Below are 21,735 nucleotides of genomic sequence, written 5' to 3'. Positions count from 1 at the left end.
ACCGGTCGACCCACGAAGGCAGGTAACCCCGATGAGCACCACCACCGAACGCCCCGCTCCCACGACGACCGCGGCCCCGGCCGCGCGGCCCGTCAAGTTCCGCCCGCGCGGCGAGAGCAGCCCGCTGTCCAAGGCGCTGTCCCACGGCGTCCTGATCCTGGCCAGCCTGATCGCGCTGTTCCCGGTCGCCTGGATCCTCTTCGTCTCGCTCGGGCCGGACAAGAACGACTACCTCCACCCCGGCCAGATCTTCGGCAAGCTCACGCTGTCGAACTACCAGCACGTGCTGGGCGACACCGACTTCTTCACGTGGTTCGGCAACTCGCTGCTGGTCGCCGGGGTGACCACCGTGTTCGGCGTGCTGCTCGCCGCCACCGCCGGCTACGCCGTCTCCCGGATGAGGTTCCCCGGGCACCGGCCGCTGATGTGGTCGCTGCTGGTCACCCAGATGTTCCCGATCGCGGTGCTCATCGTGCCGATGTACACGATGCTCTCCGAGCTGGACCTGCTGGACAGCTACGCCGGCCTGATCCTGGTCTACTCCACCACCACCGTGCCGTACTGCGCCTGGCTGATGAAGGGCTACTTCGACACCATCCCGGTGGAGATCGACGAGGCCGGCCGGGTCGACGGGCTCAGCCCGTTCGGCACCTTCTGGCGGCTGGTGCTGCCGCTCGCCCGGCCGGGCCTGGCGGTGGCCGCGTTCTACTCCTTCCTGACCTACTGGGCCGAGGTGCCGTTCGCCTCCACGTTCATGCTCAGCTCCGACAAGTACACGCTGGCCGTCGGCCTGCAGAGCTTCGTCAGCGAGCACGACGCCCAGTGGAACCTGATGGCCGCCACCGCAGTGCTGATCGCCATCCCGTCCGCGGCCTTCTTCTACCTGGTGCAGCGCCACCTGGTCACCGGTCTGACCGCCGGTGCCTCCAAGTCCTGACGCCGCGCGCCGGCCCGGCGCTCCGCACGTCCCAGCGCTTCCCGATGACCAAGCGCTCCCGCTCCTCTAGTCCCCAAGGGATACCGTCCATGACCCAGAACCTGGCCGACACCTCCCGGCCTGCCGCCGAGACCGCTCACGAGGCGAACGCGGGCGTGTCCAGAGGCTGGTGGCGGGACGCGGTCATCTACCAGGTGTACCCGCGCAGTTTCGCCGACTCCAACGGGGACGGCATGGGCGACCTGCCCGGCATCCGCAGTCGCCTGCCGTACCTGCGGGACCTCGGCGTGGACGCCGTCTGGCTCTCCCCGTTCTACGCCTCGCCGCAGGCCGACGCCGGCTACGACGTCGCCGACTACCGCGCGGTGGACCCGATGTTCGGCACCCTGCTGGACGCCGACGCGCTGATCCGCGACGCCCACCAGCTGGGGCTGCGGATCATCGTCGACCTCGTCCCCAACCACTCCTCGGACCAGCACGAGTGGTTCCAGCGCGCCCTGCGCGAAGGGCCGGGCTCCCCGCTGCGCGAGCGTTACCACTTCCGCCCCGGCAAGGGCGAGAACGGTGAACTGCCGCCCAACGACTGGGAGTCCATCTTCGGCGGCCCGGCCTGGACCCGCACCGAGAATCCGGACGGCACCCCCGGCGACTGGTACCTGCACCTGTTCGCCCCGGAGCAGCCCGACTTCAACTGGGAGAACCAGGCCGTCGCCGACGAGTTCCGCTCGATCCTGCGCTTCTGGCTGGACATGGGCGTGGACGGCTTCCGCATCGACGTCGCCCACGGCCTGGTCAAGGCCCCCGGCCTGCCCGACCTCGGCGGCGCCGACCAGCTCAAGCTGCTCGGCAACGACGTCATGCCGTTCTTCGACCAGGACGGCGTGCACGAGATCTACCGCAGCTGGCGCAAGATCCTCGACGAGTACCCGGGGCAGCGGATCGGCGTCGCCGAGGCCTGGACCCCGACCGTCCAGCGCACCGCCAACTACGTCCGCCCGGACGAGCTGCACCAGGCCTTCAACTTCCAGTACCTGGGCACCGATTGGGACGCCACCGCGCTGCGCGAGGTGATCGACCTCTCGCTCGACTCGATGCGCCCGGTCGACGCCCCCACCACCTGGGTGCTCTCCAACCACGACGTCACCCGGCACGCCACCCGCTTCGCCAACGAGCCCGGCCTCGGCACCCAGATCCGCACCCCCGGCGACCGCGCGCTCGGTCTGCGACGGGCCCGCGCCGCCACCCTGCTGATGCTCGCGCTGCCCGGCTCCGCCTACGTCTACCAGGGCGAGGAACTCGGCCTGCCGGACGTCACCGACCTGCCCGACGAGGTCCGCCAGGACCCGTCCTTCTTCCGCCAGGCCGGCCAGGACGGCTACCGCGACGGCTGCCGCGTCCCGATCCCGTGGTCCGGCACCGAGGCCCCGTACGGCTTCGGGCCGGTCGCGGGCGGACCGTCCTGGCTGCCGCAGCCGGCCGAGTGGGCCGAGTTGAGCGTCGAGGCGCAGACCGGCGACCCGACCTCCACCCTGGAGCTCTACCGCAGCGCGCTGGCCGTCCGACGGGCCCAGCCCGACCTCGGCGCCGGCACCGAGGTCCACTGGCTGGAGGGCCCCGAGGGCACTCTCGCCTTCCGGCGCGGCTCCTTCGTCTGCACCGTGAACACCACCGGCGAACCGGTGCGCATCCCCGCACCGGGCCGGCTGCTGCTCGCCTCGGCCGAACTCGTGGTGGACGGCGGCGAGACGGTGCTCGCTCCGGACGCCACCGGCTGGTGGGCGGTCTGACGTGGTTGCAATAGGCTCTGGGACCGTGACTACGGCGCGACTCTCAGACATCGCGGCGCAGGCGGGGGTCAGCGAAGCCACCGTCTCCCGCGTACTCAACGGCAAGGCGAACGTCTCCGCCGCCACCAGGCAGACCGTCCTGGCGGCGCTCGACGTGCTCGGCTACGAGCGGCCGACCCGGCTGCGCCAGCGCAGCGCCGGGCTGATCGGGCTGATCACACCGGAGTTGAGCAACCCGATCTTCCCCGCGCTGGCGCAGGTGATCGAGCAGGTGCTCAGCCGGCACGGGTACACGCCGGTGCTGTGCACCCAGACCCCCGGCGGCTCCACCGAGGACGAACTGGTCGACATGCTGGTGGACCGGGGCGTAGCGGGCATCGTGTTCGTCTCCGGACTGCACGCCGACTCCACGGCCGACCACGACCGCTACGCCCGGTTGTCCGGGCGCGGGGTGCCGTTCGTGCTGATCAACGGCTACAGCGAGAAGATCGACGCGCCGTTCATCTCGCCGGACGACCGCTCCGCGATGTGGATGGCCGTCCAGCACCTGGCCGAACTCGGGCACGAGCGGATCGGCCTGGCGGTCGGGCAGCGGCGGTACGTGCCGGTGCTCCGCAAGATCGAGGGCTTCACGGCGGCGATGCGCGAGGTGCTCGGGCACAGCGAGGAGCAGGCCGAGGGCCTCGTCCACCACACGCTCTTCAGCGTGGAGGGCGGGCACGCGGCGGCCGGCGCGCTGCTGGACAAGGGCTGCACGGCGATCGTCTGCGGGAGCGACATGATGGCGCTCGGGGCGATCCGGGCGGTGCGGCAGCGGGGGCTGTCGGTGCCGCAGGACGTGTCGGTGGTCGGCTTCGACGACTCGCCGCTGATCGCCTTCACCGAACCGCCGTTGACGACGATCCGGCAGCCGGTCGAGGCGATGGCGACGGCCGCGGTGGACGCCCTACTGGAGGAGGTGGGCGGGAACGCCGCCCAGCGTGGGGAGTTCATGTTCCAGCCGGAGCTGGTGATGCGGGGTTCCACGGGAGCCTGTGCGCGCTGAGGCCGGCGGGTGCCGTCCAACTGACGGGCCCCGGAGGGCGGTTGCTCTCCGGGGCCCGTCGGCGTGCGCGCGGGGTGGGCCGGCTGCTCAACCCTCCTGGGCGGCCGGGCGGTCGGTGCTGACCCGGTGGCCGTCGGTCGCGTCGCCGGTCCGGGTCTCGGTGCGGCGGCCGCGGGCCAGGTAGTCGCGCAGGACCAGTTCGACGGCGTCCTGGGGGTTCTTGGTGCCGGAGAGCAGCATCGCGTCGATCGCGAGGTTCGCGTCGAGCGTGACGGTGACCTGGGCCATGGTGACTCCTCCTCGGGTGCGGAGCAGCAGCATGCCCCGCGGACCGGGGTTTGACCATGCGGCGGTCGGCACGTGGGTACGCCGAAGCCCGGGGGGAGCGACCAGACTCTCCCCGGGGCTGTCGGGCGACGGCGGCTGACAGCTGACAGATGATGAAATCTGTTATCCGTCAGCTGTCATTCGTCAGCCGTGCGGTGCGCATGGTGCGCGTGGTGTGCGCGGTGTCCTCAGACCCGGCCGGCGAAGTCCGGAGCCCAGTTGGCGATGGTCTGGAGGCGGACGCCCGAGCTCGGGTTGGCGGCCTCGACGTACTGGCCGTTGCCGATGTAGATGGCGACGTGGTAGACGCCGGAGTCCTGGCCGTTGTTCGACCAGAACAGCAGGTCGCCCGGCTGCAGGCTGTCCAGCGAGACGTGGGTGCTGGCGGCGGCCTGGTCGGCGGCGACGCGCGGGATGTTGATGCCCGCGGCGCGCAGCGCGGCCTGGGTCAGGCCGGAGCAGTCCCAGCCGCCGTTGCCGGTGCCGCCGTAGACGTACGCCTGACCGATCTTCGACTGGGCGAAGGAGACGGCCGCGGCCATGCTGCCGGTGGCGGTCTGGGCCGGGGCCGGGGTCTGCGCCTGGGCGGTCGGCTTCGAGGCGGGCTTGGAAGCCGGCTTCGAGGCGGTGGACGTGCCCTGGTCGATCGGCTTGGCGTTCACGGCACCGCCGTTCGCGGCCTGGCCGGACTTCTTCGAGCGGTCGAACCAGGCGAAGTCCGAGCCGGACGTGGTGGCGGTGGAGGACTGGTCGGCCTGGGCCGAGCCGCCGTCACCGAAGGTCAGCTGCTGGCCCGGGTAGATGGTGTCCGGGCCGTCGGTCAGGGTGCTGCGGTTGAGGTCGTACAGCCGCTGCCAGCCGCCCTGGACGTTGTGCTTGGTGGCGATCGAGGACAGCCAGTCGCCGTCGACGACGGTGTAGCTGCCGCCCTGGGCCTGCGCCTGACGCTTCTGCGCCCAGCTGCTGTTGGCGGAGGAGTCGGCGGACGAGGCGGAGTCACCCGAGGTCTGCGCCTGGTCCTGGGCGGGCGCGGCCGGCTTGGCGGGCGTCGCCGCCCGGGTCGGTGCCTGGGCGGGCTTGGTGGCCGGCTTGGCGGCGGTGGAGCCGGCCGAGGTGTCGACCGCGGCGGCGGCGCCGCCCTTGGTCAGCCCGGCCTGCACCGAGCAGACCGGCCAGGCGCCGGGGCCCTGCGAGGCGAGGACCTTCTCGGCGACGGCGATCTGCTGGTCCTTGGTGGCCTGGTTGGCCTGCGGGGCGTACGCGGTACCGCCGAAGGCGGCCCAGGTGCTGGAGGTGAACTGCAGGCCGCCGAAGAAGCCGTTGCCGGTGTTGATGCTCCAGTTGCCGCTGCTCTCGCACTGGGCGACCTTGTCCCAGGTGGCGACGGAGGCGGCGTTGGCGGTGCCGGTGGTCAGGCAGGGGACGGTGAGGCCGACGCCGGCGACGCCGAGGGCGGCGATCACGCGACGGGTGCGGCTGGACAGGCGGTTGCCGTTGGAAGGCAGCATGAAGACGCGGTCCTCTCCCACGCCTGCGAGGTGAGCTGTCGGATTCGGGCTGGAGTTGCCCGGCCGCGCTGTGGGCGCGGCTTCACCCCTAGCCCTGGACCGTTCCGGAAAACGGTCTAGGGCGACTTACCTGTGGTTCCCCCGCTCCTGCCGTGATGCGTTTTCGCGCTGCCAGGACATCCGACGGCAGGACTCGGCGTCGCGGATGAACTGGGTCCGTGTGGTCACGAACGGGGAGCACGTTATGCAGACGTAAGTTAAAACTGCAAATACCTGTGACGCACATCACGGTTTAGCGGGAAACGCCAAAAGGCTCGAAATTCATGATCGTAAATGATCGTTTTCTTGCAAATTAGCAGTGGATCGCGATAACTGGCTGCGTCTCAGGAATGAAGTGACGGAGCGTTGGAGCGTGACGGGGGCGCTCCCGCGCGCCGGGGGAGCGACGGCGAATCGAGTGCTGGACGGCGCGCCGACAATTCATCGACAAATGGCACCAGAACGGACATTGCGTCGTATTGCCCGCTTAACTCTCCTGTAGGGCGATCCGAACACGTCGAAAGGGCCCGGAACGCAGTCGTTCCGGGCCCTTCGGTGGTGCGAGTGCCGCGACGGGCGGTCGCGGGCTCTGCGGCGGGCGTTCCGCCGGGTCGTACGGGGAGGTGTCCGTCAGCCTTCCAGGGGCCCTTCGGCGGCCGCATGGGCGCGGCGGGAGCCCTCACCGGCCGCGGCGGTGGCGGCGGCTTCCGCCTCGGCCTCGGCCAGCTCCTCCGCCGTCGGCGTGGGCAGCGCGGCCAGGTAGGTGGAGGCGATCAGCTGGCCGACCGTCGGGTACGCGCCCAGCGGCGCCGCCGACGGGCAGCCGGTCTCCTCGGCGGCCGTGGCGAGCAGCTCGGAGTCCGCCTCCGGGCCGATCACGAGCGGGGCCAGCGCGGGGCGCTGGGAACCGGTCTCCTTGAGGTGGTTGACGGCGGCGGCGACCGAGCCGGGCACGTCGAGCGCCGCGGGGACGACCGGGACGGCCAGTCGGGCGGCCAGCAGCACGCCGGTGATCCCGGCCGCGGCGGCCGCTTCCTCGCCGCCGACGGTGGTCAGGACCACGCCGTCCGCGGCGGTCGCGATGGCGAACAGCCGGGCCCGGTCGGCCCGGGCCAGCCCGGCCTCGGACAGTCGCACGTGGACGGCCTCGGCCAGCAGCGGGTGCGGGCCCAGGGCGTCGGTGACGGTCGCGCCGTACTCGGTCGCGAGGGCCTGAAGCCCGGTCAGGAAGCCGTGCGGGCCGGGCACCAGCGGCACCACGACGGGCGTCGGCAGTCCGGCCTCGGCGGCCGCTGCCAGCAGCTCCGCGACGGTGCGCTCCTCGGCGCCCCCGGTGGTGGCGCCGTCGGTCGGGAGGTAGCCGACCGCGGCCTGGACGCCGGTGTGCTCACTGCGGACGATCGAGAGCAGTTCCTCGACGACCGAGCGGGACTCGGGCCCCGGGGTCGCGGGTACGGCGAGCACCAGGGCCGGCGAGCCGGTGCGGATCTCGGGGCGCTCGGGGCGGCGGTGGCGCCCCCGCGCACGGGAGCCTGGAGTGCGGACGGGCAGTGGCGCGCCCGGGATGGCTGCGGTGCTCATGCCGGAGATCGTAGGACATCTGCCCGTCAGGCCTGCAGTCGGCTGCCGTACGGGTTTCGGGTGGTCGTGGTGCGGAGGCCGTGTCCCTGCCGCGCCGGTCCGGGCCGTTTGCCTACAATCCGGACATTCCTCACCCAACCCCCGTTCGGACTCGCACGGTTGCCCGGACGTGCGCCGCGGGGCGTCGCGTTGCACGAGGGGTGCGTGAGATGTCTCACAGCCGGAGGATGGACTGACGGAGGGTCACGAAAGTGCGACTCCCGGCATTCGAAGATCAACATTCAGCGGGGGGCCGCTCACGGCCGGTTATGGACAACCCGTCGATTCCATCGGCTATGTCCGTTTACGTACCGTCAGGAGAAGGGCCCGTGAAGAGTTCGCGGCGACCGGTAAAAGGCCTCGTGCACCTGCAATGTCCCGTGCTGATGCACGTGCACTGCAGCTATCATCGCGTCAAGTGAGGCGTTGTGCCGGACCGGTACGGGGCCGGTCCGTTCGGCGGGTGCCGGGGCGCCGCGCTGGACGACAACTCCGGAGCTCTTCGGGAGACTTCTATGCACGACTCGCAGGTAACGCACGGCTCGAACCACACCTACAACGGGATGGCCGCCGCAGACCTCAAGGGGGTGGTCTGGCAGAAGAGCCTGCACAGCAACTCCCAGGGCAACTGCGTCGAGTTCGCGGCCCTGCCGGGCGGCGACGTGGCGATGCGCAACTCGCGCTTCCCGGACGGTCCGGCGCTCATCTACACCCGGGCCGAGATCGCGGCGCTGCTGCTGGGCGCCAAGGACGGGGAGTTCGACCACCTGGCGGTCTGACCGGCCGCCGGGCCACCATCGGGGGGCCGTCGTGGGTGCTGACACCACGACGGCCTTTGTCTTTGTCCGGCGGCCCTGCCCGCGTCCGGGCGGTCCCGCGGCGGGATGTGCCGGCCGTACGGGATGTGCCGGCGGTAGGGAACGTGCCGGCCGTACGGGATGTGCCGGCCGTACCGGACCGGGGCCTGGCTGAAGGGCCCGGGGTGTGGTCCTCCCGGGTCGCCCCTCGGTCGGCCGTGCGCCGTGCGGCGCTAGGCCGAGCGCCGGTGCCGTCCACCGACGTCGACTCGTCCGTCGAGCGCGTGACCGTCGAATCCGGCGCCGTCGAGCCGACTGCCGCCCAGGCCGCCGCAGTCGAGTCCGCTGCCGCCGGCCGGCCCCGCCTCGAACATGGCCCAGACCACCTTGCCGCTGCCCAGCGGGTGCCAGCCCCAGGAGTGGCTGAACGACTCCACCAGGTGTAGCCCGCGCCCGGATTCGGCGACGAAGTCCGCCTCCCGCGCCACCGGGCCGGTGCTGCTCGGATCGCTCACCGCGCAGACCACCTGGGGTGCGCGGTGCACCAGGCTTATTCGGATCGGCAGTCGCCCCTCCGGGGTCGGCCGTGTGGGAGAGTCGTACTCGCCCAGGGCGCCGCCCGACGGGTCGGGCCGTGCGCCGATCGCATGCCGGAGCGCGTTGGTGACGAGTTCCGAGGCCACCAGTGCGACGTCGTCGAACAGCTCCATCAGGCCCCAGCGCTGGAGAGCGGTCCGGGCGAAGTCGCGAGCGGATCTCACGGCTTCGAAGCGAGGAGCGAGCGTACAGGTGACCACGTGTGGGTCAACTGCCAAAGCCGTACCGGTGCTCATGAAGAGCTCCTCCCATAAGGGGGCGGACACGGCTGGACCCGCCGGGGTCATGCCGGTCACCTCCGACTCGCTCGGCCGCTCGGCCGCCCCTTCGACCAGACGCGCGCGCACTCGAACGCCCGATGGCGCGGGGGACGCCGCCGGGTCGGTGCACGGAGTCGCGCGTGGGGTCGACGCGGAGCCCGCGGGATTGCCAGGGATGTGCAGGTGCACGTGCACCATGGTGGTGTGCGCTCACTGCAGATGCAAGAGTCGATTCACGTGCAGTCGCACTATTGGCATATGCAAGCGCCGGATGCACGTGCATCCTGGTGTGCGGAGTGTGGAACTGATAGGAACATCCGTCAGTATCGGCACCGTGAGCGCTCAACTGATGGCAGACTGTGCGCTGTTTGCCCTAGGTGGAGGTTTCGACCGCATGACCACAGTTCAGCCGGGCGGCGGCTCGATGGTCCGCCGGATCCTCCTCGGCTCGCAGCTGCGTCGCCTGCGTGAGGCGCGCGGCATCACCCGTGAGGACGCGGGCTACGCGATCCGCGCGTCCGAGTCCAAGATCAGTCGTATGGAGCTCGGCCGGGTCAGCTTCAAGGAGCGCGACGTCGCCGACCTGCTCAGTCTCTACGGCGTCGACGACGGCCTGGAGCGGGAGGCCCTGCTCGGGCTGGTCCGCGAGGCCAACAAGTCCGGCTGGTGGCACAGCTTCAACGACGTGCTGCCGGGGTGGTTCCAGACCTATGTCGGACTGGAGGAGGCCGCCCAGCTGATCCGCACCTACGAGGTGCAGTTCATCCCCGGGCTGCTGCAGTCCGAGGAGTACGCACGGGCGGTTTTCGGCCAGAGTCGGCCGGTCATCAGCGAGGAGGAGGTCGAGCGGCGGGTCAGCCTCCGCCTGCGCCGCCAGAAGCTGCTGACCGAGGGGGCCAGCCCGCGCCTGTGGGCGGTCATCGACGAGGCGGCCCTGCGCCGGCCGGTCGGCGGGCCCAAGGTGATGCGGGGTCAGGTGCAGTACCTGATCGACGTCGCCGAACAGGCCAACGTGGTCATCCAGGTCATGCCGTTCCGCTTCGGCGCGCACGCGGGCGAGTCCGGGGCGTTCTCGATCCTGCGCTTCCCGGAGCAGGACCTCGCGGACGTGGTCTACCTGGAGCAGCTCACCAGCGCGCTGTACCTGGACAAGCGGGACGACGTCGACGCGTACATCCAGGTCATGGAGCGGCTCTGCGTGGACAGCCTCACGCCGGAGCGCACGATAGACCTGCTGTCCTCGATCCTGAAGGAGCGCTGAGCAACTCCCTGTCGGGGCGGGGGAGATCGTCCCTCGGGCCGCTCCGGGAATCGCTCCGCCGGTCGTGAACCCGCTCGGCCGCCGCCCGTCAACCGCGGGTCGGCGGCCGTTCGCGTTCCGGCGGCAGCGGCTGCGGCGGGCGGCCCAACTCCCAGGGCAGGTCGTAGCGGCGGAACAGGTCGGCCCGGATCGGCGCCAACGGGATCTCGGCGCCCGGCAGCAGCACCCCGATGCAGCCACCCATCAACGCGCTGCGCAGCAGCGCGTGTTCGGCGACCGGGTCCGGTGCACCCCAGTCCTCGAGCAGGTTCTGCAGGATCGCGCCGAGTTGCTGCTGCTCAGGGTCCTGGACGAAGGCGCCGGTGTCGGGGTCGAGGATCAGGGCGAGGTGCGAGCGCATCACCCGGGGGTGGTCCATGGCCAGGCCGAGGACGGCGTCGATCGCGCGGGCCAGGCGGGCCCGGGGGGAGGCGTCCGGCGGCAGTTCGGCGAGTGCGCCGGACAGTGCCTGGTGCATCATCCGGTGCGTCGCGGCCTGCATCAGCAGTCGTTTGCCGTCGAAGTAGTAGGAGAGCAAACCGCGGGCGAGTCCGGCCCGTTCGGCGATGTCGGTCAGCGTGGTGCCCGCGTAACCGTGCTGGTCAACCAGCTCGACCGTGGCCCGCATGATGCGTCGGCGGGAGCGCTGCCGCATCTCCTCATTGACCGAATCCCCGCGAGGTGCCATCGTGTCTGCTCCGAACGTTCGTTGACTCCGGGCCAATATACTTGCGAAGCCAGTAGCCGCATCGTGGAACCGTGTCCCGACGGGCACCGGCCCGGCGGCCGGTACAAAACCGGTACAAAAGACGGCCGGCTCCACCAACACGGGGGTTTGGTGGAGCCGGCACCAGGGCCCGGCGGTCGGGTCGGCCGTGGGCGGGGCCCGGTGGGTCAGCGCTCGGTCAGGACTTCGGCCCGGGCCACGGACGGTCCGGCAGACGGGTAATCATAATCCGGCACTGAAACGGGAGTGACGTTTCGGCGGCGGTCCACCACTGCTCCCACCGTCGCCACCACCAGTCCGACCACTGCGACCGCCGTGACCAGGACCAGCGCCGGCCGGTAGCCGTCCAGCTGGGCCTGGGCGCTGTCGCCGCCCGCGCTCCCGGCCGTGATCATCGCGGTCGCGCCGGCCAGCACCACGGCGGTGCCGACCTGGATCGCCGTGTTCACCAGTCCCGAGGCCAGTCCCTGCTCATCGTCGGCCACCCCGTCGGTGGCCGCGATGTTCACCGAGGGGAAGGCCAGCGCGAAGCCCACGCCGAGCAGCAGCATCGAGGGCAGCACCAGCGCCAGGTACGAGCTGCGCTCGTCCAGGCGCAGGAAGAGGGCGAAGGCGCCGACCAGGGCCAGCAGGCCGATCGGCAGCAGTCGGCCGGTGCCGAAGCGGTCCACGATCGGGCCCATGAACGGCGCCGAGAGGGCGATGAAGGCGCCGGCCGGCAGCAGTCCCAGGGCCATCTGGAGGGCCGACCAGCCGAGCAGGTGCTGGAGGTAGAGGGTGACGACGAACTGGAAGCCGCCGTACGCGCCGGCCATAGCGAAGGCGACCACGTTGGCGCGGGCCACCGACCCGTTGCGGAAGATGCCGAGCCGGACCAGCGGGTGGGCGGCACGGCTCTCGATCAGCAGGAAGGCCGCCGCCAGTGCGGCGACCACCACCAGCGAGCCGAGGGTGCGCAGGCTCAGCCACCCGGCGCCCTGGGCCTCGGTCACCGTGAACACCAGCAGCAGCACGGTCGAGGTGCCGGTGATCGCGCCGAGCACGTCGTAGCCGCCCTTGGCGGGCTCCTCGACCGGGCGGGGGAGCAGGCGGACGGCGAAGAGCAGGGCGAGCAGTGCGACCGGGACGGGCATCAGGAAGGTCCAGCGCCAGCCGACCGAGGTGAACAACCCGCTCAGTACCAGGCCGAGCGAGAAGCCGCTGGCGCCGCAGGTGGTGTAGATCGACAGCGCCCGGTTGCGGGCGGGGCCCTCCGCGAAGGTCGTGGTGATGATCGACAGGCCGGCCGGGGCGGTGAAGGCGGCGCTGACGCCCTTGAGGAAGCGGGCGGCGATCAGCAGGCCGCCGTCGTCGACCAGGCCGCCGACCAGCGAGGCGGCGGCGAAGACGCCCAGCGCGACCAGGAAGACCCGGCGGCGGCCGAGCAGGTCGGCGGCCCGCCCGCCGAGCAGCAGCAGGCCGCCGTAGCCGAGTACGTAGCCGGAGACCACCCACTGCAGGGTGGAGGTCGAGAGGTGCAGTTCGGAGCCGATGGACGGGAGGGCGACGCCCACCATCGAGACGTCCAGGGCGTCCAGGAACATGGCGGCGCAGAGCACGATCAGGGTGCCCCAGAGGCGGGGTGTCCAGTTCAGCCCGCTGGTTGACGGAGCGTCGGTTGGCGTGACGGTCGCGGTGGTCATGGGGAGGACATTACATGCGCGTGCATTCAATGCAAATGAATAAGATGTGAACGCATAAATTTACGCTGCACCTGCTAGGGTGGCGGGGTGGCTGAACTCGACCCCTTTGAAGCCTCGGCGGAGGCCGGTCTCATCGCGGAATGGCGTGAGCTGCTGGCCCGCCACGCCGTTGCCGTCTGTACGCTCGACCGCGAGCTCGGCGAGAAGCACGGGCTGGGCATGAGCGAGTTCGAGGTGCTGGAACGCCTGGTGGAGGGGTGCGAGGCCGACGGTCGGGCCGCCCTGCGGGCGAGCGAACTGGGGCCCACCGTCCATCTGAGCCAGAGCGCGCTGTCCCGGCTGATCGCCCGCCTGGAGAAGGGCGGACTGGTGACCAGGGCGATGTGTCCGAGCGACCGGCGGGGCATCATGATCGCCCTCACCCCGGCCGGGCGGGAGCGGTACGACCAGGCCCGGGCGTTGCACCGCGAGGTGCTCGGGCAGACTCTGGGTGGCCGGTTCGCGCCGCTCTGCGGAGAGTCCGACCTCGACTGACCCTGCGTCAACGCCCTGGCGGGGATTGCTTCTCGGGCTCTCAGAGCAGTGAGTGGAGCCCTGGTGCGACGGCCAGCAGAACGGCCGCGGCGGGCGCCGCCAGGGCGACGGCGGTCAGCCGCAGCCGGTGCGGGACGGACAGTCGGGGGCGCCCCGCGAGCAGCCGGTCCACCCGCTTCGGGGACTGCGCCAGACCGGGCGGGCAGGAGCCGAACACCCCGCGGTCCAGGTTGAGTTCGGCCAACGCCAGGGCAGTGGTGTGCCGGCCGTGCCGGCGCGCGGCCCGGTCGTCGGCGGCCAGCTCGACCAACTCCGCCACCTGGTCGCGGAAGGCCCGGAACACGCCGATGCCGGGGAAGCCGGAGGCGAGCGCCTGGGCGAACTGCTGGAGCCAGTGGTGCCGGGCCCGGACGTGCCCGCGCTCATGGCTCAGCACGGCCGCCAACTCCCGGTCGGTGAGCTGCTGGAGTGCGCCGGTGGTGACCACCAGACGGGAGTTCGGGCCGGGCAGCGACCAGGCCTCGGGGCGGACGTTCTCCAGCACCACCAGCCGCTCCTTGCGGTTCCGGGCGGCCTCGATGGCATCAGGCAACTCCGGTGCACGGGTCGCCAGTTGGGCGTGGCGCCGGTTGCGCAGGGCCTTGGCCGTACGGACCTCGCGGGTGAGCGCCAGCACCGTCTGCAGCGCGCCCGCGGCCAGTACGGCGGCGCACAGCCGGCCCCAGCCCTCGGCGTCCTGCAGACCGTACGCGGCCTCCACGCCGTACGGGGCGCCGGCGAACACCCAGTCGCGCAGCGCGGGCTCGGCGGCGGACGCGGCGAGCACCAGGCCCAGGGCGCAGCACAGCAGGACGGCCACCACGATGCACTGCCACACCAGCAGCGCCAGCACCGGTTCGCGCTCCACCCAGCGGGCCCGGGCCAGCAGCCGGGGCACCACGGTGGACAGCAGCAGGCCGAGCAGCAGCAGGCCGATCAGGGCAGTCATCGCATGGGCTCCCCGAGTACGCACGGAACGCGACAACGCGCTCCCCGCCAACCTATGCGCTGTCGACGCCCGGTGGAACGGCTTTCGGCCGGCCAGTGACCAACGCCACCCGCCGGTGCGGGCCTTGGGGCCGTCCTCGAACTGCCGTCCGCGGGGCGCGTCACATGGCCAGGAGCATGGCGAACATGCCGATCCCCATGGTCAGCCGACAGGCCCGGGGCAGTCCGGTGGTGCCGAGGGCGAGGGTGCCGGCGGGGGTGTGCAGCAGCCGGGCGCCGGCCCAGAGGGAGTAGCCGCCGAAGTAGAGCAGCAGGGCGCCGGTCAGCAGCGGGGTGCCGAGCGCGGCGGCGTGGTGGTGGCCGCCGGGGGAGGCGGTCATCGCGAGGGCCATGTACGTCATGGCGAGCGCGCCGACGGCGTGGTGCAACCGGTGCGCCCGGCCGGCCGGGGCGCACAGGGCGGCGAGCAGGAAGGCGGCGGCGGGCAGGCCGAACAGGCCGGCCCAGACGGCGGCCGGGACGGTCGCGCCGGTGACGGCCATCGCCGCCATGCCGAGCCCCATCAGGGCTTCGGCGGCGTCGGACTCCCGGGTGAGCGAGGGGTGGGCGCGGCGTGCGCCCGGCGTCGTGGTGGCGCAGGGGGAGTGTCGCAGGCGGGTCAGGCAGGAGGCGCCGGCGGTGGCGGTGAGAAGGGCGAGGAGCCAGTTGACCAGGGTGGGTCCGTGCAACGGCGGCCTCCCAGGGGGCGGACGACGGGCGACGATCGTCCCGTCCACGATCACCGCTCCGCCCCGGCGCCACCAGGGCGCGCACAGGGGCGCACAGTGGTGACCGCCGCGGTGCGGTCCACCCCGGCAGGCCCACACCCCCGACCGCCGGCTCAGCCCTGGAGCCGCCCCGAGGCGACGACCCGACTGAGGAACTCCCGGGTCCGCTCCTCCCGGGGATCGCCGAGCACCTGCTCCGGCGGCCCCTGTTCGAGCACCACCCCGCCGTCCAGGAAGCAGACCTGGTCGGCGACCTCGCGGGCGAAGCCCATCTCATGGGTGGAGAGGACCATCGTCATCCCCTGCTCCTTGAGGTCCCGCACCACCGACAGCACCTCCCCGACCAGCACCGGGTCGAGCGCCGCGGTGATCTCGTCGAGCAGCAGCAGCCGGGGCCCGGCCGCCAGCGCCCGCACGATGGCGACCCGCTGCTGCTGCCCGCCGGACAGCCGGTCCGGGTACTCCCCGGCCTTGGCCGCCAGCCCGAGCCGGTCCAGCAGCGCCAGCGCCTTCTCCTCGGCCTCCGCCCGTCCCACCCGGTGCACCCGGCGCGGCGCGAGCGTGACGTTCTCCAGCACCGTCATGTGCGGGAACAGGTTGTACGACTGGAACACCACCCCGATCCGGCGCCGCACGGCGTCCTCGTCCGCACGCGGGTCGGTGATCTCCTCGCCGTCCAGGAAGATCGCCCCGTCGTCGATCCCCTCCAGCAGGTTGACGCACCGCATCAGCGTGGACTTCCCGGAGCCGGAGGCCCCGATCAGCGCCGTCACCGAGTGCTCGGGCACGGCGAGGCCCACGTCGCGCAGCACCACCTGACCGCCGAAGGTCTTGCGCACGGACTCCAGCCGGAGCACGTCCGTCCCGCTCACACCGCACCTCCCTGCAACTGCCGACGGTTCGTCCGCGTGGTCAGCCAGTCGGCGAACCTGGTCAGCGGAACGGTCAGCACGATGAACACCAGCCCCGCCACCAGGTACGGCGTGAAGTTGAAGGAGCGCGCCGCGATGATCTTCGCCGCGTACACCGCGTCGATCGCACCGCCGATCGAGACCAGCCCGGTGTCCTTCTGCAGGCTGACGAGATTGTTGAGCAGCGGCGGCACCACCCGCCGCACCGCCTGCGGCAGCACCACGTACCGCATCGCCTGCGCGTTGGTCAGCCCCAGCGACCGCGCCGCCGCCCGCTGGCTCGGGTGCACCGACTCGATGCCCGAGCGGAACACCTCCGACACGTACGCCGAGTACGTCAGCACCAGCGCGGCCCCGCCGAGGAGCAGCGGATCGGTGGTCACCCCGGTGAGCCGCAGCGCCGGCACCCCGGTGATCATCACCAGCAGGCAGATGATCATCGGCAGCCCGAGGAAGAAGTCCACGTACGCGGTGGCCAGCAGCCGCACCGGCAGGAAGACCGGCCCGCGCAGCGTCCGCAGCACCGCGAGCAGCAGCCCGAACACCAGGATCAGCACCCCGCAGCCGAGCATCAGCTCCAGGTTCAGCCGCAGCCCCCGCAGTACCTCGGGCAGGGCCTGGCGCGCGTAGTCCAGGTTGAAGAAGGTCCGCCGAGTGACCTCCCAGCCGGGGGAGTTGACGATCAGCAGGTAGAGCACGACGGCCGTCGCCGCGGTGGAGGCGGTGGCGATCAGCGCCGAGCGGCGGGCGCGGGCCCGTCGGTACGCCTCGTGCGCCAGCCGCCGATCGGAGGGGCGGTACCCGGCGTCCGCCGCCGTCCGGTCCTTCGGTTCCCCCGGCGCCGCCGGGCCCTCCGCGGTGCCGGCCGGCCCGGCCGTGCCGGTGCCCCCGCTCACTTCAGCACCGATGCGGAGACGGCGTCCGACAGCCACTGCTTCTCCAGCTTGGCCAGCGTCCCGTCCGCGCGCAGCGCGTCCACCGCCTGCGAGACGCACGGCGTCAGCCCGGAGCCCTTGTCCAGCACCAGGCCGAACTGCTCACCCTTCGAGGCGGATTCGAACTGCCCGACCACCTGGGCCTCCGGCACCTCGGCCCCGGTGATGTAGAAGGCCGTCGGCAGGTCGACCACCAGCGCCTCGACCTGACCGTTCTTCAACGCGGCCTTCGCCAGGTCGTTGGAGTCGAACACGGCCGGCTGGCCGCTGGGCTTGATGGTGTTGGTGATGGTGTCCAGGCTGGTGGTGCCGACCTGCGCGCCCAGCTTGGCGCCCTTGAGGTCGGCGATGCTCCTGGCGCCCGCCGCCTTGGAGCCCTTGAGCGCGATGACGGCCTGGCGCACGTCGTAGTAGCCGGAGGAGAAGTCCACCGCCTGCTTGCGCTCGTCGCTGATGGACACCTGGTTGACGTCGAAGTCGAAGTCCTTGGCGCCCGGCGCGGTCGCCTTGCCGAACGGCGCGACCACCCAGCCGACCTTGTCCTTGGGGTAGCCCAGCTTCTCCGCCACCGCGTACGCCACCGCCGACTCGAAGCCCTTGCCGTTCTCCGGCTTGTCCTCGGAGAACCACGGGTCGTACGCCGGCTTGTCGGTGCCGACGGTCAGCTTTCCGGCGGTCCGCGTCGCCAGCGCCCCGGGCGCGCAACCCGCCGTGGCCCCGGCCGTACTGGCGGCCCCGTCGGACTTGGCGTCCTGCGGCGCGCACCCGGTGAGCACGGCGGTGGCGACCACCAGCGCGGCGAGGGGCAGGACGGCGGACGGCTTGCGGAGGCTCATGGCAGGGCTCCAGGGGGAGGGACCGGGCGGGAGAGCGCGGTACGGGCAGGGCGGGGAGGAACGAGACGGGGCGGGCACGGGCGCTGCGCGGGCCGGGCCGGGCGGGCCGCTTCCCGGCGGGTCACTTCCCCCGGTGGCGGCGCCGGAACACACACGGCATGGTCGGCGTACGGGCCCGCGTCCGCGGCGCCCCGGGCCGGATCAGCGGCAGCCGGCCGGTCGCGGCCGGCCCGACCACCGCGGCCGGGTCAGCGACGACAGCGGCGGCGACAGCAGTGCGCGCGGCAGCGGCGGCGACAACAGGCCTGCTGACGGGCGGGCAACCGGCACGGGCCGTCGTGGCGCTCGGTCACCGTGATCACCTCCGGGAACATGCGGGGAGGTTCGCATCAGGACGGCTCGTCTGTCCAGGACATCCAGGACACCGTCCACATGTCGGACACAGGCCCGAAGGCGTGCGCCCGGCGCAGGTTTTGGGGTCGGAGCGGCGGTGCACGAGAGTTTTGTCGGTCCAGGCCCCCTTGAACGGGAGAACCTTTCGTACTTATGGTGTCCTCGTTGAAATAACTCCTGTCGAAGTGAGTCCACGATGCAGAATCTTTCGCCAAGGCTCGCTGCGGCGGCCGACGCCCCGGTCTCGACCCTCGCCACCCACCCGGCGTGGCTGCGCCTGAAGGAGGCCGTCGAGACGCTGCGCCCGCTGCAGTCCAAGGACGGCTCGATCGACCTGTCCGTGGTCCAGCGGCACACCGTCGACCCGCTGGTCGCCACCGTCCGGGCCGCCGTCGCGGAGCTCGCCCCGAACTTCCCGCACGACGCCGCCTACCTGGCCGCCGTCGACGTCGACCTGGCGAAGTGGGCCGACACCGGGTACCGCGAGCCCGACTTCCTGGACTCGCTGCTCGCCTTCCAGCCCGCCGACCAGCGCGAGGACGGCCTCGAGCACCTGGTCCTCTTCCCCATGTACACCCAGAACGGCAACCCGGACCGCAATCTGGAAGCCGTCCTGCTGCGCGTGGTGTGGCCCGAGTGGCTGGACGAGCTGGAGCGCACCCGCTTCGACAACCCGATGTTCGTCCCGATCACCTTCACGGACTTCACGGCCGGGTACGACACCAACTCCGCCGTCCTCTTCCCCGAGACGGTCTCCGTGCGCAAGGCGCCGGAACGTTTCACCTGGGGTGGCATCTTCTGCGACCGCGAGGCCGCCCGCTTCCGCGCCGTCTCTACCAGCGCCGTCCAGCAGCTCGGCCTGGAGATCCCGGCCGACGCCGAGGGCCTGCTCCAGGACCAGCAGCGCGCGCAGGAGACCTTCGTCCTGTGGGACCTCGTCCACGACCGCACCCACAGCCACGGCGACCTGCCGTTCGACCCCTTCATGATCAAGCAGCGCAGCCCGTTCTGGATGTACGGCCTGGAGGAGCTCCGCTGCGACCTCACCACCTTCAAGGAGGCGGTGAAGCTCGAGGCCGAGGGCAACCCGCACGCCCGCGACGTCCAGTACGCGATCCTCTTCGACCGCATGTTCCGCTTCCCGGTCAGCGGCGACCGCGTCCGCAACTACGACGGCCTCGGCGGCCAGCTGCTCTTCGCGTACCTGCACAAGCACGGCGCGCTGCGCTGGCGCGACAACCGCCTCACCATCGACTGGGACCTCGCCCCGCAGGTCACCAACGCGCTGTGCGGCGACATCGAGACCCTCTACCGCGACGGCATCGACCGGCCCAAGCCGGCCCACTGGCTCGCCGCGTACGAGCTGGTCTCCCGCTACCTCACCCCGCACCCGGCCTCCACCTGGGCGAAGGGCCCCGAGGCCCTCCCGCTCGACATCACCGACGGCAAGGCCCTGAACAAGGCGCTGTGCGACGCCGTGCTCCCCGACGAGTTCCCGCTGAGCATGTTCTACGAGGCCCTGTCCAAGAAGCTCCGCGGCGTCATCGCCGCCACCGCCGGCATCACCGGCGCCGGTATCCAGGGAGTCGCCGCGTGACCACCACCCCCTCCACCAAGCTGGCCGGCAAGGTCATCGCCGTCGCCGGGGCCAGCGGTCCGGCCGGGCAGGCAGTGCTGCGCCGCCTCGCGGCCGACGGCGCCACCGTGATCGGGGCCGACATCGACCCCCAGCGCCTGGAGTCCGCCCTGGACGCCACCCGCGTCGCGGTGCGCGGGGCGAAGGTGAGCGGCCAGGTGATCGACCTGCTCGACCCGCAGGAGGTCCACGACTGGGCCGACCACCTGGAGGCCGAGCACGGCCACGTCGACGGCCTGTTCCACCTGGTCGGCGGCTGGCGCGGCAGCAAGACCTTCTTCGACAGCCGCCTGGACGACTGGGACTTCCTGCACGACACCGTCGTGCGCACCCTCCAGCACACCTCGCTGGCCTTCCAGCCCGCGCTGGTCCGCAGCCCGGCCGGCCGCTACGCGATGGTCTCCGCCGCGGCGGCGCACAAGCCGACCGCCGGCGGCGCCGCCTACGCGGCCGCCAAGGCCGCCACCGAGGCCTGGACCCTCGCCATGGCCGACTCCTTCAAGAAGGAGACCACCTCCCCGGACGGCGAGCCCACCGCGGCGGCTGCGATCCTGGTCATCAAGGCGCTGGTCAGCCCCGAGATGCGGGCCGAGAAGCCGGAGGCGAAGTTCGCCGGCTTCACCGACACCGCCGACCTCGCCGGACACCTGGCGGACCTCTGGGACCGCCCCGCAGCAGAACTGAACGGACAGCACCTGTGGCTGACAGCCCGATGACCGACCTCACCCGTACGGACGCGGTACGGCGGCACGACCCCGCCGTCCGCGGCTTCGCCAGCGACAACTACGCCGGCGTGCACCCCGAGGTCCTCGCCGCGATCGCCCTCGCCAACGGCGGCCACCAGGTCGCCTACGGCGAGGACGACTACACGGCCCACCTCCAGGACGTCTTCCGTCGCCACTTCGGCGACAAGGCCGAGGCCTACCCCGTCTTCAACGGCACCGGCGCCAACGTGGTCGCCCTCCAGGCACTGCTGCCGCGCTGGGGCGCCGTGGTCTGCGCCGACACCGCCCACATCCACGTGGACGAGGGCGGCGCCCCGGAGAAGATGGGCGGCATCAAGCTGCACACCGTCCCGACCCCGGACGGCAAGCTCACCCCCGAGCTGCTCGACCGGCAGGCCTGGGGCTTCGGCGACGAGCACCGTGCCCAGCCGCTCGCGGTCTCCATCACCCAGAGCACCGAGCTCGGCACCCTCTACACGGTCGACGAGATCCGCGCGATCACCGAGCACGCCCACCAGCTCGGCATGCTCGTCCACATGGACGGCTCCCGGCTGGCCAACGCCGCGGCGGCGCTCGGCCGGCCGATGCGGGAGTTCACCACCGACGCCGGCGTCGACGTGCTGTCCTACGGCGGTACGAAGAACGGTCTGCTGCTCGGTGAGGTCGTGGTGGTGCTCAACCCGGAGCGGGTGCGCAACATCAAGTACCTGCGCAAGACCTCGATGCAGCTCGCCTCGAAGATGCGCTTCGTCTCCGTCCAGTTCGAGGCGCTGCTCTCGGGCGACCTCTACCTGCGCAACGCCGGCCACGCCAATGCGATGGCCAGCCGGCTGGAGGCGGCGGTCCGGAAGATCGACGGCATCGAGGTCGTCCGTCCGGTCCAGGCGAACGCGGTGTTCGCGATCCTCCCGCGTGAGGTGAGCGAGCGACTGCAGAAGCGTTACCGCTTCTACTTCTGGAACGAGCACACCGGCGAGGTGCGCTGGATGTGCGCCTTCGACACCACGGAGGCCGACATCGACGCCTTCGCGGCGGCCATCGCCGAGGAGATGGGCCGCGTCTGACAGCGCCCCTGACAGCTGATCGCCTCCGCCCGGAGCGCCGGGCGGAGGCGATTTGCATGTGGCGGGTCGGTCCCCGTACAGTTCCGGAGTCGCCGCGGGAGACCGGGGCGACAAAGCGGAAAGCGAATCCGATGAATGAAACTCCGGAAAACGGAGCGGAAAACATCTGATAAGCTGGAAACACGAAAGAACGAAGCGCCCGGAGGGTCCGCTGGAAGGCGGTCCAAAGGAAGTGTCCGTTCCTTGAGAACTCAACAGCGTGCCAAAAGTCAACGCCAGATATGTTGACATCCCCGGCCTCGATCGCTTGATCGGGGTTGG

19 protein-coding genes, 1 pseudogene and 1 riboswitch are annotated in these 21,735 nt (G+C 71.5%); of the genes and pseudogenes, 9 read left to right on the top strand and 11 right to left on the bottom strand.

Translation table 11 applies throughout. The annotated features are described in order from the left end of the window. Positions 1-31 precede the first annotated feature (31 nt). The 3 genes from ACZ7BZ_RS05240 to ACZ7BZ_RS05230 all read left to right on the top strand — a co-directional run bounded on the left by ACZ7BZ_RS05240 (position 32) and on the right by ACZ7BZ_RS05230 (position 3,769). Positions 32-937: a sugar ABC transporter permease gene (locus ACZ7BZ_RS05240; protein WP_465750280.1), complete on the top strand. Its 906-nt coding sequence runs from the start codon at positions 32-34 to the stop codon at positions 935-937. 89 nt (positions 938-1,026) lie between these two features. Next, positions 1,027-2,724, top strand: coding sequence for a glycoside hydrolase family 13 protein (locus ACZ7BZ_RS05235; RefSeq protein ID WP_470357187.1), 1,698 nt, complete (start codon positions 1,027-1,029; stop codon positions 2,722-2,724). 25 nt (positions 2,725-2,749) lie between these two features. Continuing rightward, complete coding sequence (locus tag ACZ7BZ_RS05230; RefSeq protein WP_380453182.1) at positions 2,750-3,769, top strand: LacI family DNA-binding transcriptional regulator; 1,020 nt, start codon at positions 2,750-2,752, stop codon at positions 3,767-3,769. A gap of 87 nt (positions 3,770-3,856) precedes the next feature. On the opposite strand, the gene ACZ7BZ_RS05225 is transcribed toward ACZ7BZ_RS05230, so the two are convergent. The 3 genes from ACZ7BZ_RS05225 to ACZ7BZ_RS05215 all read right to left on the bottom strand — a co-directional run bounded on the left by ACZ7BZ_RS05225 (position 3,857) and on the right by ACZ7BZ_RS05215 (position 7,224). Beyond that, positions 3,857-4,057 carry a hypothetical protein gene (locus tag ACZ7BZ_RS05225; RefSeq protein ID WP_380453180.1) on the bottom strand — a complete coding sequence of 67 codons (201 nt, stop codon included), beginning with the start codon at positions 4,055-4,057 and terminating at the stop codon, positions 3,857-3,859. Between the two features lie 227 nt (positions 4,058-4,284). Beyond that, on the bottom strand, positions 4,285-5,604 hold the full coding sequence (locus ACZ7BZ_RS05220; RefSeq protein WP_470357186.1) for a transglycosylase family protein: 1,320 nt from the start codon (positions 5,602-5,604) through the stop codon (positions 4,285-4,287). Between the two features lie 7 nt (positions 5,605-5,611). After that, positions 5,612-5,774: riboswitch (cyclic di-AMP (ydaO/yuaA leader) on the bottom strand. A gap of 499 nt (positions 5,775-6,273) precedes the next feature. Beyond that, complete coding sequence (locus ACZ7BZ_RS05215) at positions 6,274-7,224, bottom strand: sirohydrochlorin chelatase family protein (RefSeq protein ID WP_470357185.1); 951 nt, start codon at positions 7,222-7,224, stop codon at positions 6,274-6,276. A 554-nt stretch (positions 7,225-7,778) separates the two neighbouring features. Here ACZ7BZ_RS05215 and ACZ7BZ_RS05210 point away from each other — a divergent pair. Next, positions 7,779-8,042, top strand: coding sequence for a DUF397 domain-containing protein (locus ACZ7BZ_RS05210; RefSeq protein ID WP_380453175.1), 264 nt, complete (start codon positions 7,779-7,781; stop codon positions 8,040-8,042). Between the two features lie 380 nt (positions 8,043-8,422). Here ACZ7BZ_RS05210 and ACZ7BZ_RS05205 read toward each other — a convergent pair. Next, a pseudogene (locus ACZ7BZ_RS05205) lies at positions 8,423-8,893 on the bottom strand (ATP-binding protein); the annotation flags it as partial. Positions 8,894-9,311: 418 nt separating this feature from the next. Between ACZ7BZ_RS05205 and ACZ7BZ_RS05200 the strand changes: the two are divergent. Then, positions 9,312-10,178, top strand: a complete 867-nt coding sequence (locus tag ACZ7BZ_RS05200; RefSeq protein WP_380453173.1) for a helix-turn-helix domain-containing protein — start codon at positions 9,312-9,314, stop codon at positions 10,176-10,178. Positions 10,179-10,266: 88 nt separating this feature from the next. On the opposite strand, the gene ACZ7BZ_RS05195 is transcribed toward ACZ7BZ_RS05200, so the two are convergent. After that, positions 10,267-10,872, bottom strand: coding sequence for a TetR/AcrR family transcriptional regulator (locus tag ACZ7BZ_RS05195; protein WP_470357184.1), 606 nt, complete (start codon positions 10,870-10,872; stop codon positions 10,267-10,269). A gap of 239 nt (positions 10,873-11,111) precedes the next feature. Further along, a complete protein-coding gene (locus ACZ7BZ_RS05190) occupies positions 11,112-12,626 on the bottom strand; it encodes an MFS transporter (RefSeq protein WP_470357183.1) in 1,515 nt (504 codons plus the stop codon). Positions 12,627-12,713: 87 nt separating this feature from the next. On the opposite strand from ACZ7BZ_RS05190, the gene ACZ7BZ_RS05185 reads away from it, so the two are divergent. Beyond that, a complete protein-coding gene (locus ACZ7BZ_RS05185; protein ID WP_470357182.1) occupies positions 12,714-13,160 on the top strand; it encodes a MarR family winged helix-turn-helix transcriptional regulator in 447 nt (148 codons plus the stop codon). Between the two features lie 40 nt (positions 13,161-13,200). Here ACZ7BZ_RS05185 and ACZ7BZ_RS05180 read toward each other — a convergent pair whose 3' ends face one another. From ACZ7BZ_RS05180 to ACZ7BZ_RS05160, 5 genes are all read right to left on the bottom strand, one after another. Then, on the bottom strand, positions 13,201-14,148 hold the full coding sequence (locus ACZ7BZ_RS05180; protein ID WP_380453168.1) for a M56 family metallopeptidase: 948 nt from the start codon (positions 14,146-14,148) through the stop codon (positions 13,201-13,203). Between the two features lie 160 nt (positions 14,149-14,308). Beyond that, complete coding sequence (locus tag ACZ7BZ_RS05175) at positions 14,309-14,875, bottom strand: DUF5134 domain-containing protein (protein ID WP_470357181.1); 567 nt, start codon at positions 14,873-14,875, stop codon at positions 14,309-14,311. 152 nt (positions 14,876-15,027) lie between these two features. Beyond that, positions 15,028-15,786 carry an amino acid ABC transporter ATP-binding protein gene (locus ACZ7BZ_RS05170; protein WP_470357180.1) on the bottom strand — a complete coding sequence of 253 codons (759 nt, stop codon included), beginning with the start codon at positions 15,784-15,786 and terminating at the stop codon, positions 15,028-15,030. Next, positions 15,783-16,604 (bottom strand): amino acid ABC transporter permease, encoded by an 822-nt coding sequence (locus ACZ7BZ_RS05165; RefSeq protein ID WP_470357533.1) that lies wholly within the window; start codon positions 16,602-16,604, stop codon positions 15,783-15,785. The genes ACZ7BZ_RS05170 and ACZ7BZ_RS05165 overlap by 4 nt, the downstream gene beginning before the upstream one ends. Positions 16,605-16,717: 113 nt before the next feature. Beyond that, entirely contained in the window at positions 16,718-17,596 is an 879-nt protein-coding gene (locus tag ACZ7BZ_RS05160) for an ABC transporter substrate-binding protein (protein WP_470357179.1), read from the bottom strand. A gap of 589 nt (positions 17,597-18,185) precedes the next feature. On the opposite strand from ACZ7BZ_RS05160, the gene ACZ7BZ_RS05155 reads away from it, so the two are divergent. Genes ACZ7BZ_RS05155 through ACZ7BZ_RS05145 form a run of 3 tightly spaced genes read left to right on the top strand, consistent with a single transcriptional unit; the run spans position 18,186 to position 21,414 of the window. Then, entirely contained in the window at positions 18,186-19,586 is a 1,401-nt protein-coding gene (locus ACZ7BZ_RS05155) for a DUF6421 family protein (RefSeq protein WP_470357178.1), read from the top strand. Continuing rightward, entirely contained in the window at positions 19,583-20,341 is a 759-nt protein-coding gene (locus tag ACZ7BZ_RS05150; protein WP_470357177.1) for an SDR family NAD(P)-dependent oxidoreductase, read from the top strand. Before ACZ7BZ_RS05155 ends, ACZ7BZ_RS05150 begins: the two co-directional genes overlap by 4 nt. Further along, positions 20,338-21,414 (top strand): threonine aldolase family protein, encoded by a 1,077-nt coding sequence (locus tag ACZ7BZ_RS05145; protein ID WP_470357532.1) that lies wholly within the window; start codon positions 20,338-20,340, stop codon positions 21,412-21,414. Before ACZ7BZ_RS05150 ends, ACZ7BZ_RS05145 begins: the two co-directional genes overlap by 4 nt. Positions 21,415-21,735 lie beyond the last annotated feature (321 nt).

Source organism: Kitasatospora sp. NPDC036934, assembly GCF_055608425.1.
The sequence above is the reverse complement of the archived record's forward strand: the minus strand, read 5'-3'. Positions and strand labels throughout refer to the sequence as shown.

Excerpts from the sequence above, each read along its gene's own strand:
- ACZ7BZ_RS05200 (WP_380453173.1), top strand. The coding sequence starts at position 9,312 with ATGACCACAGTTCAGCCGGGCGGCGGCTCGATGGTCCGCCGGATCCTC.
- ACZ7BZ_RS05195 (WP_470357184.1), bottom strand. The coding sequence starts at position 10,872 with ATGCGGCAGCGCTCCCGCCGACGCATCATGCGGGCCACGGTCGAGCTG.
- ACZ7BZ_RS05155 (WP_470357178.1), top strand. The coding sequence starts at position 18,186 with ATGCAGAATCTTTCGCCAAGGCTCGCTGCGGCGGCCGACGCCCCGGTC.
- ACZ7BZ_RS05240 (WP_465750280.1), top strand. The coding sequence starts at position 32 with ATGAGCACCACCACCGAACGCCCCGCTCCCACGACGACCGCGGCCCCG.
- ACZ7BZ_RS05220 (WP_470357186.1), bottom strand. The coding sequence starts at position 5,604 with ATGCTGCCTTCCAACGGCAACCGCCTGTCCAGCCGCACCCGTCGCGTG.
- ACZ7BZ_RS05215 (WP_470357185.1), bottom strand. The coding sequence starts at position 7,224 with ATGAGCACCGCAGCCATCCCGGGCGCGCCACTGCCCGTCCGCACTCCA.
- ACZ7BZ_RS05160 (WP_470357179.1), bottom strand. The coding sequence starts at position 17,596 with ATGAGCCTCCGCAAGCCGTCCGCCGTCCTGCCCCTCGCCGCGCTGGTG.
- ACZ7BZ_RS05235 (WP_470357187.1), top strand. The coding sequence starts at position 1,027 with ATGACCCAGAACCTGGCCGACACCTCCCGGCCTGCCGCCGAGACCGCT.
- ACZ7BZ_RS05210 (WP_380453175.1), top strand. The coding sequence starts at position 7,779 with ATGCACGACTCGCAGGTAACGCACGGCTCGAACCACACCTACAACGGG.
- ACZ7BZ_RS05145 (WP_470357532.1), top strand. The coding sequence starts at position 20,338 with ATGACCGACCTCACCCGTACGGACGCGGTACGGCGGCACGACCCCGCC.
- ACZ7BZ_RS05225 (WP_380453180.1), bottom strand. The coding sequence starts at position 4,057 with ATGGCCCAGGTCACCGTCACGCTCGACGCGAACCTCGCGATCGACGCG.
- ACZ7BZ_RS05180 (WP_380453168.1), bottom strand. The coding sequence starts at position 14,148 with ATGACTGCCCTGATCGGCCTGCTGCTGCTCGGCCTGCTGCTGTCCACC.
- ACZ7BZ_RS05190 (WP_470357183.1), bottom strand. The coding sequence starts at position 12,626 with ATGACCACCGCGACCGTCACGCCAACCGACGCTCCGTCAACCAGCGGG.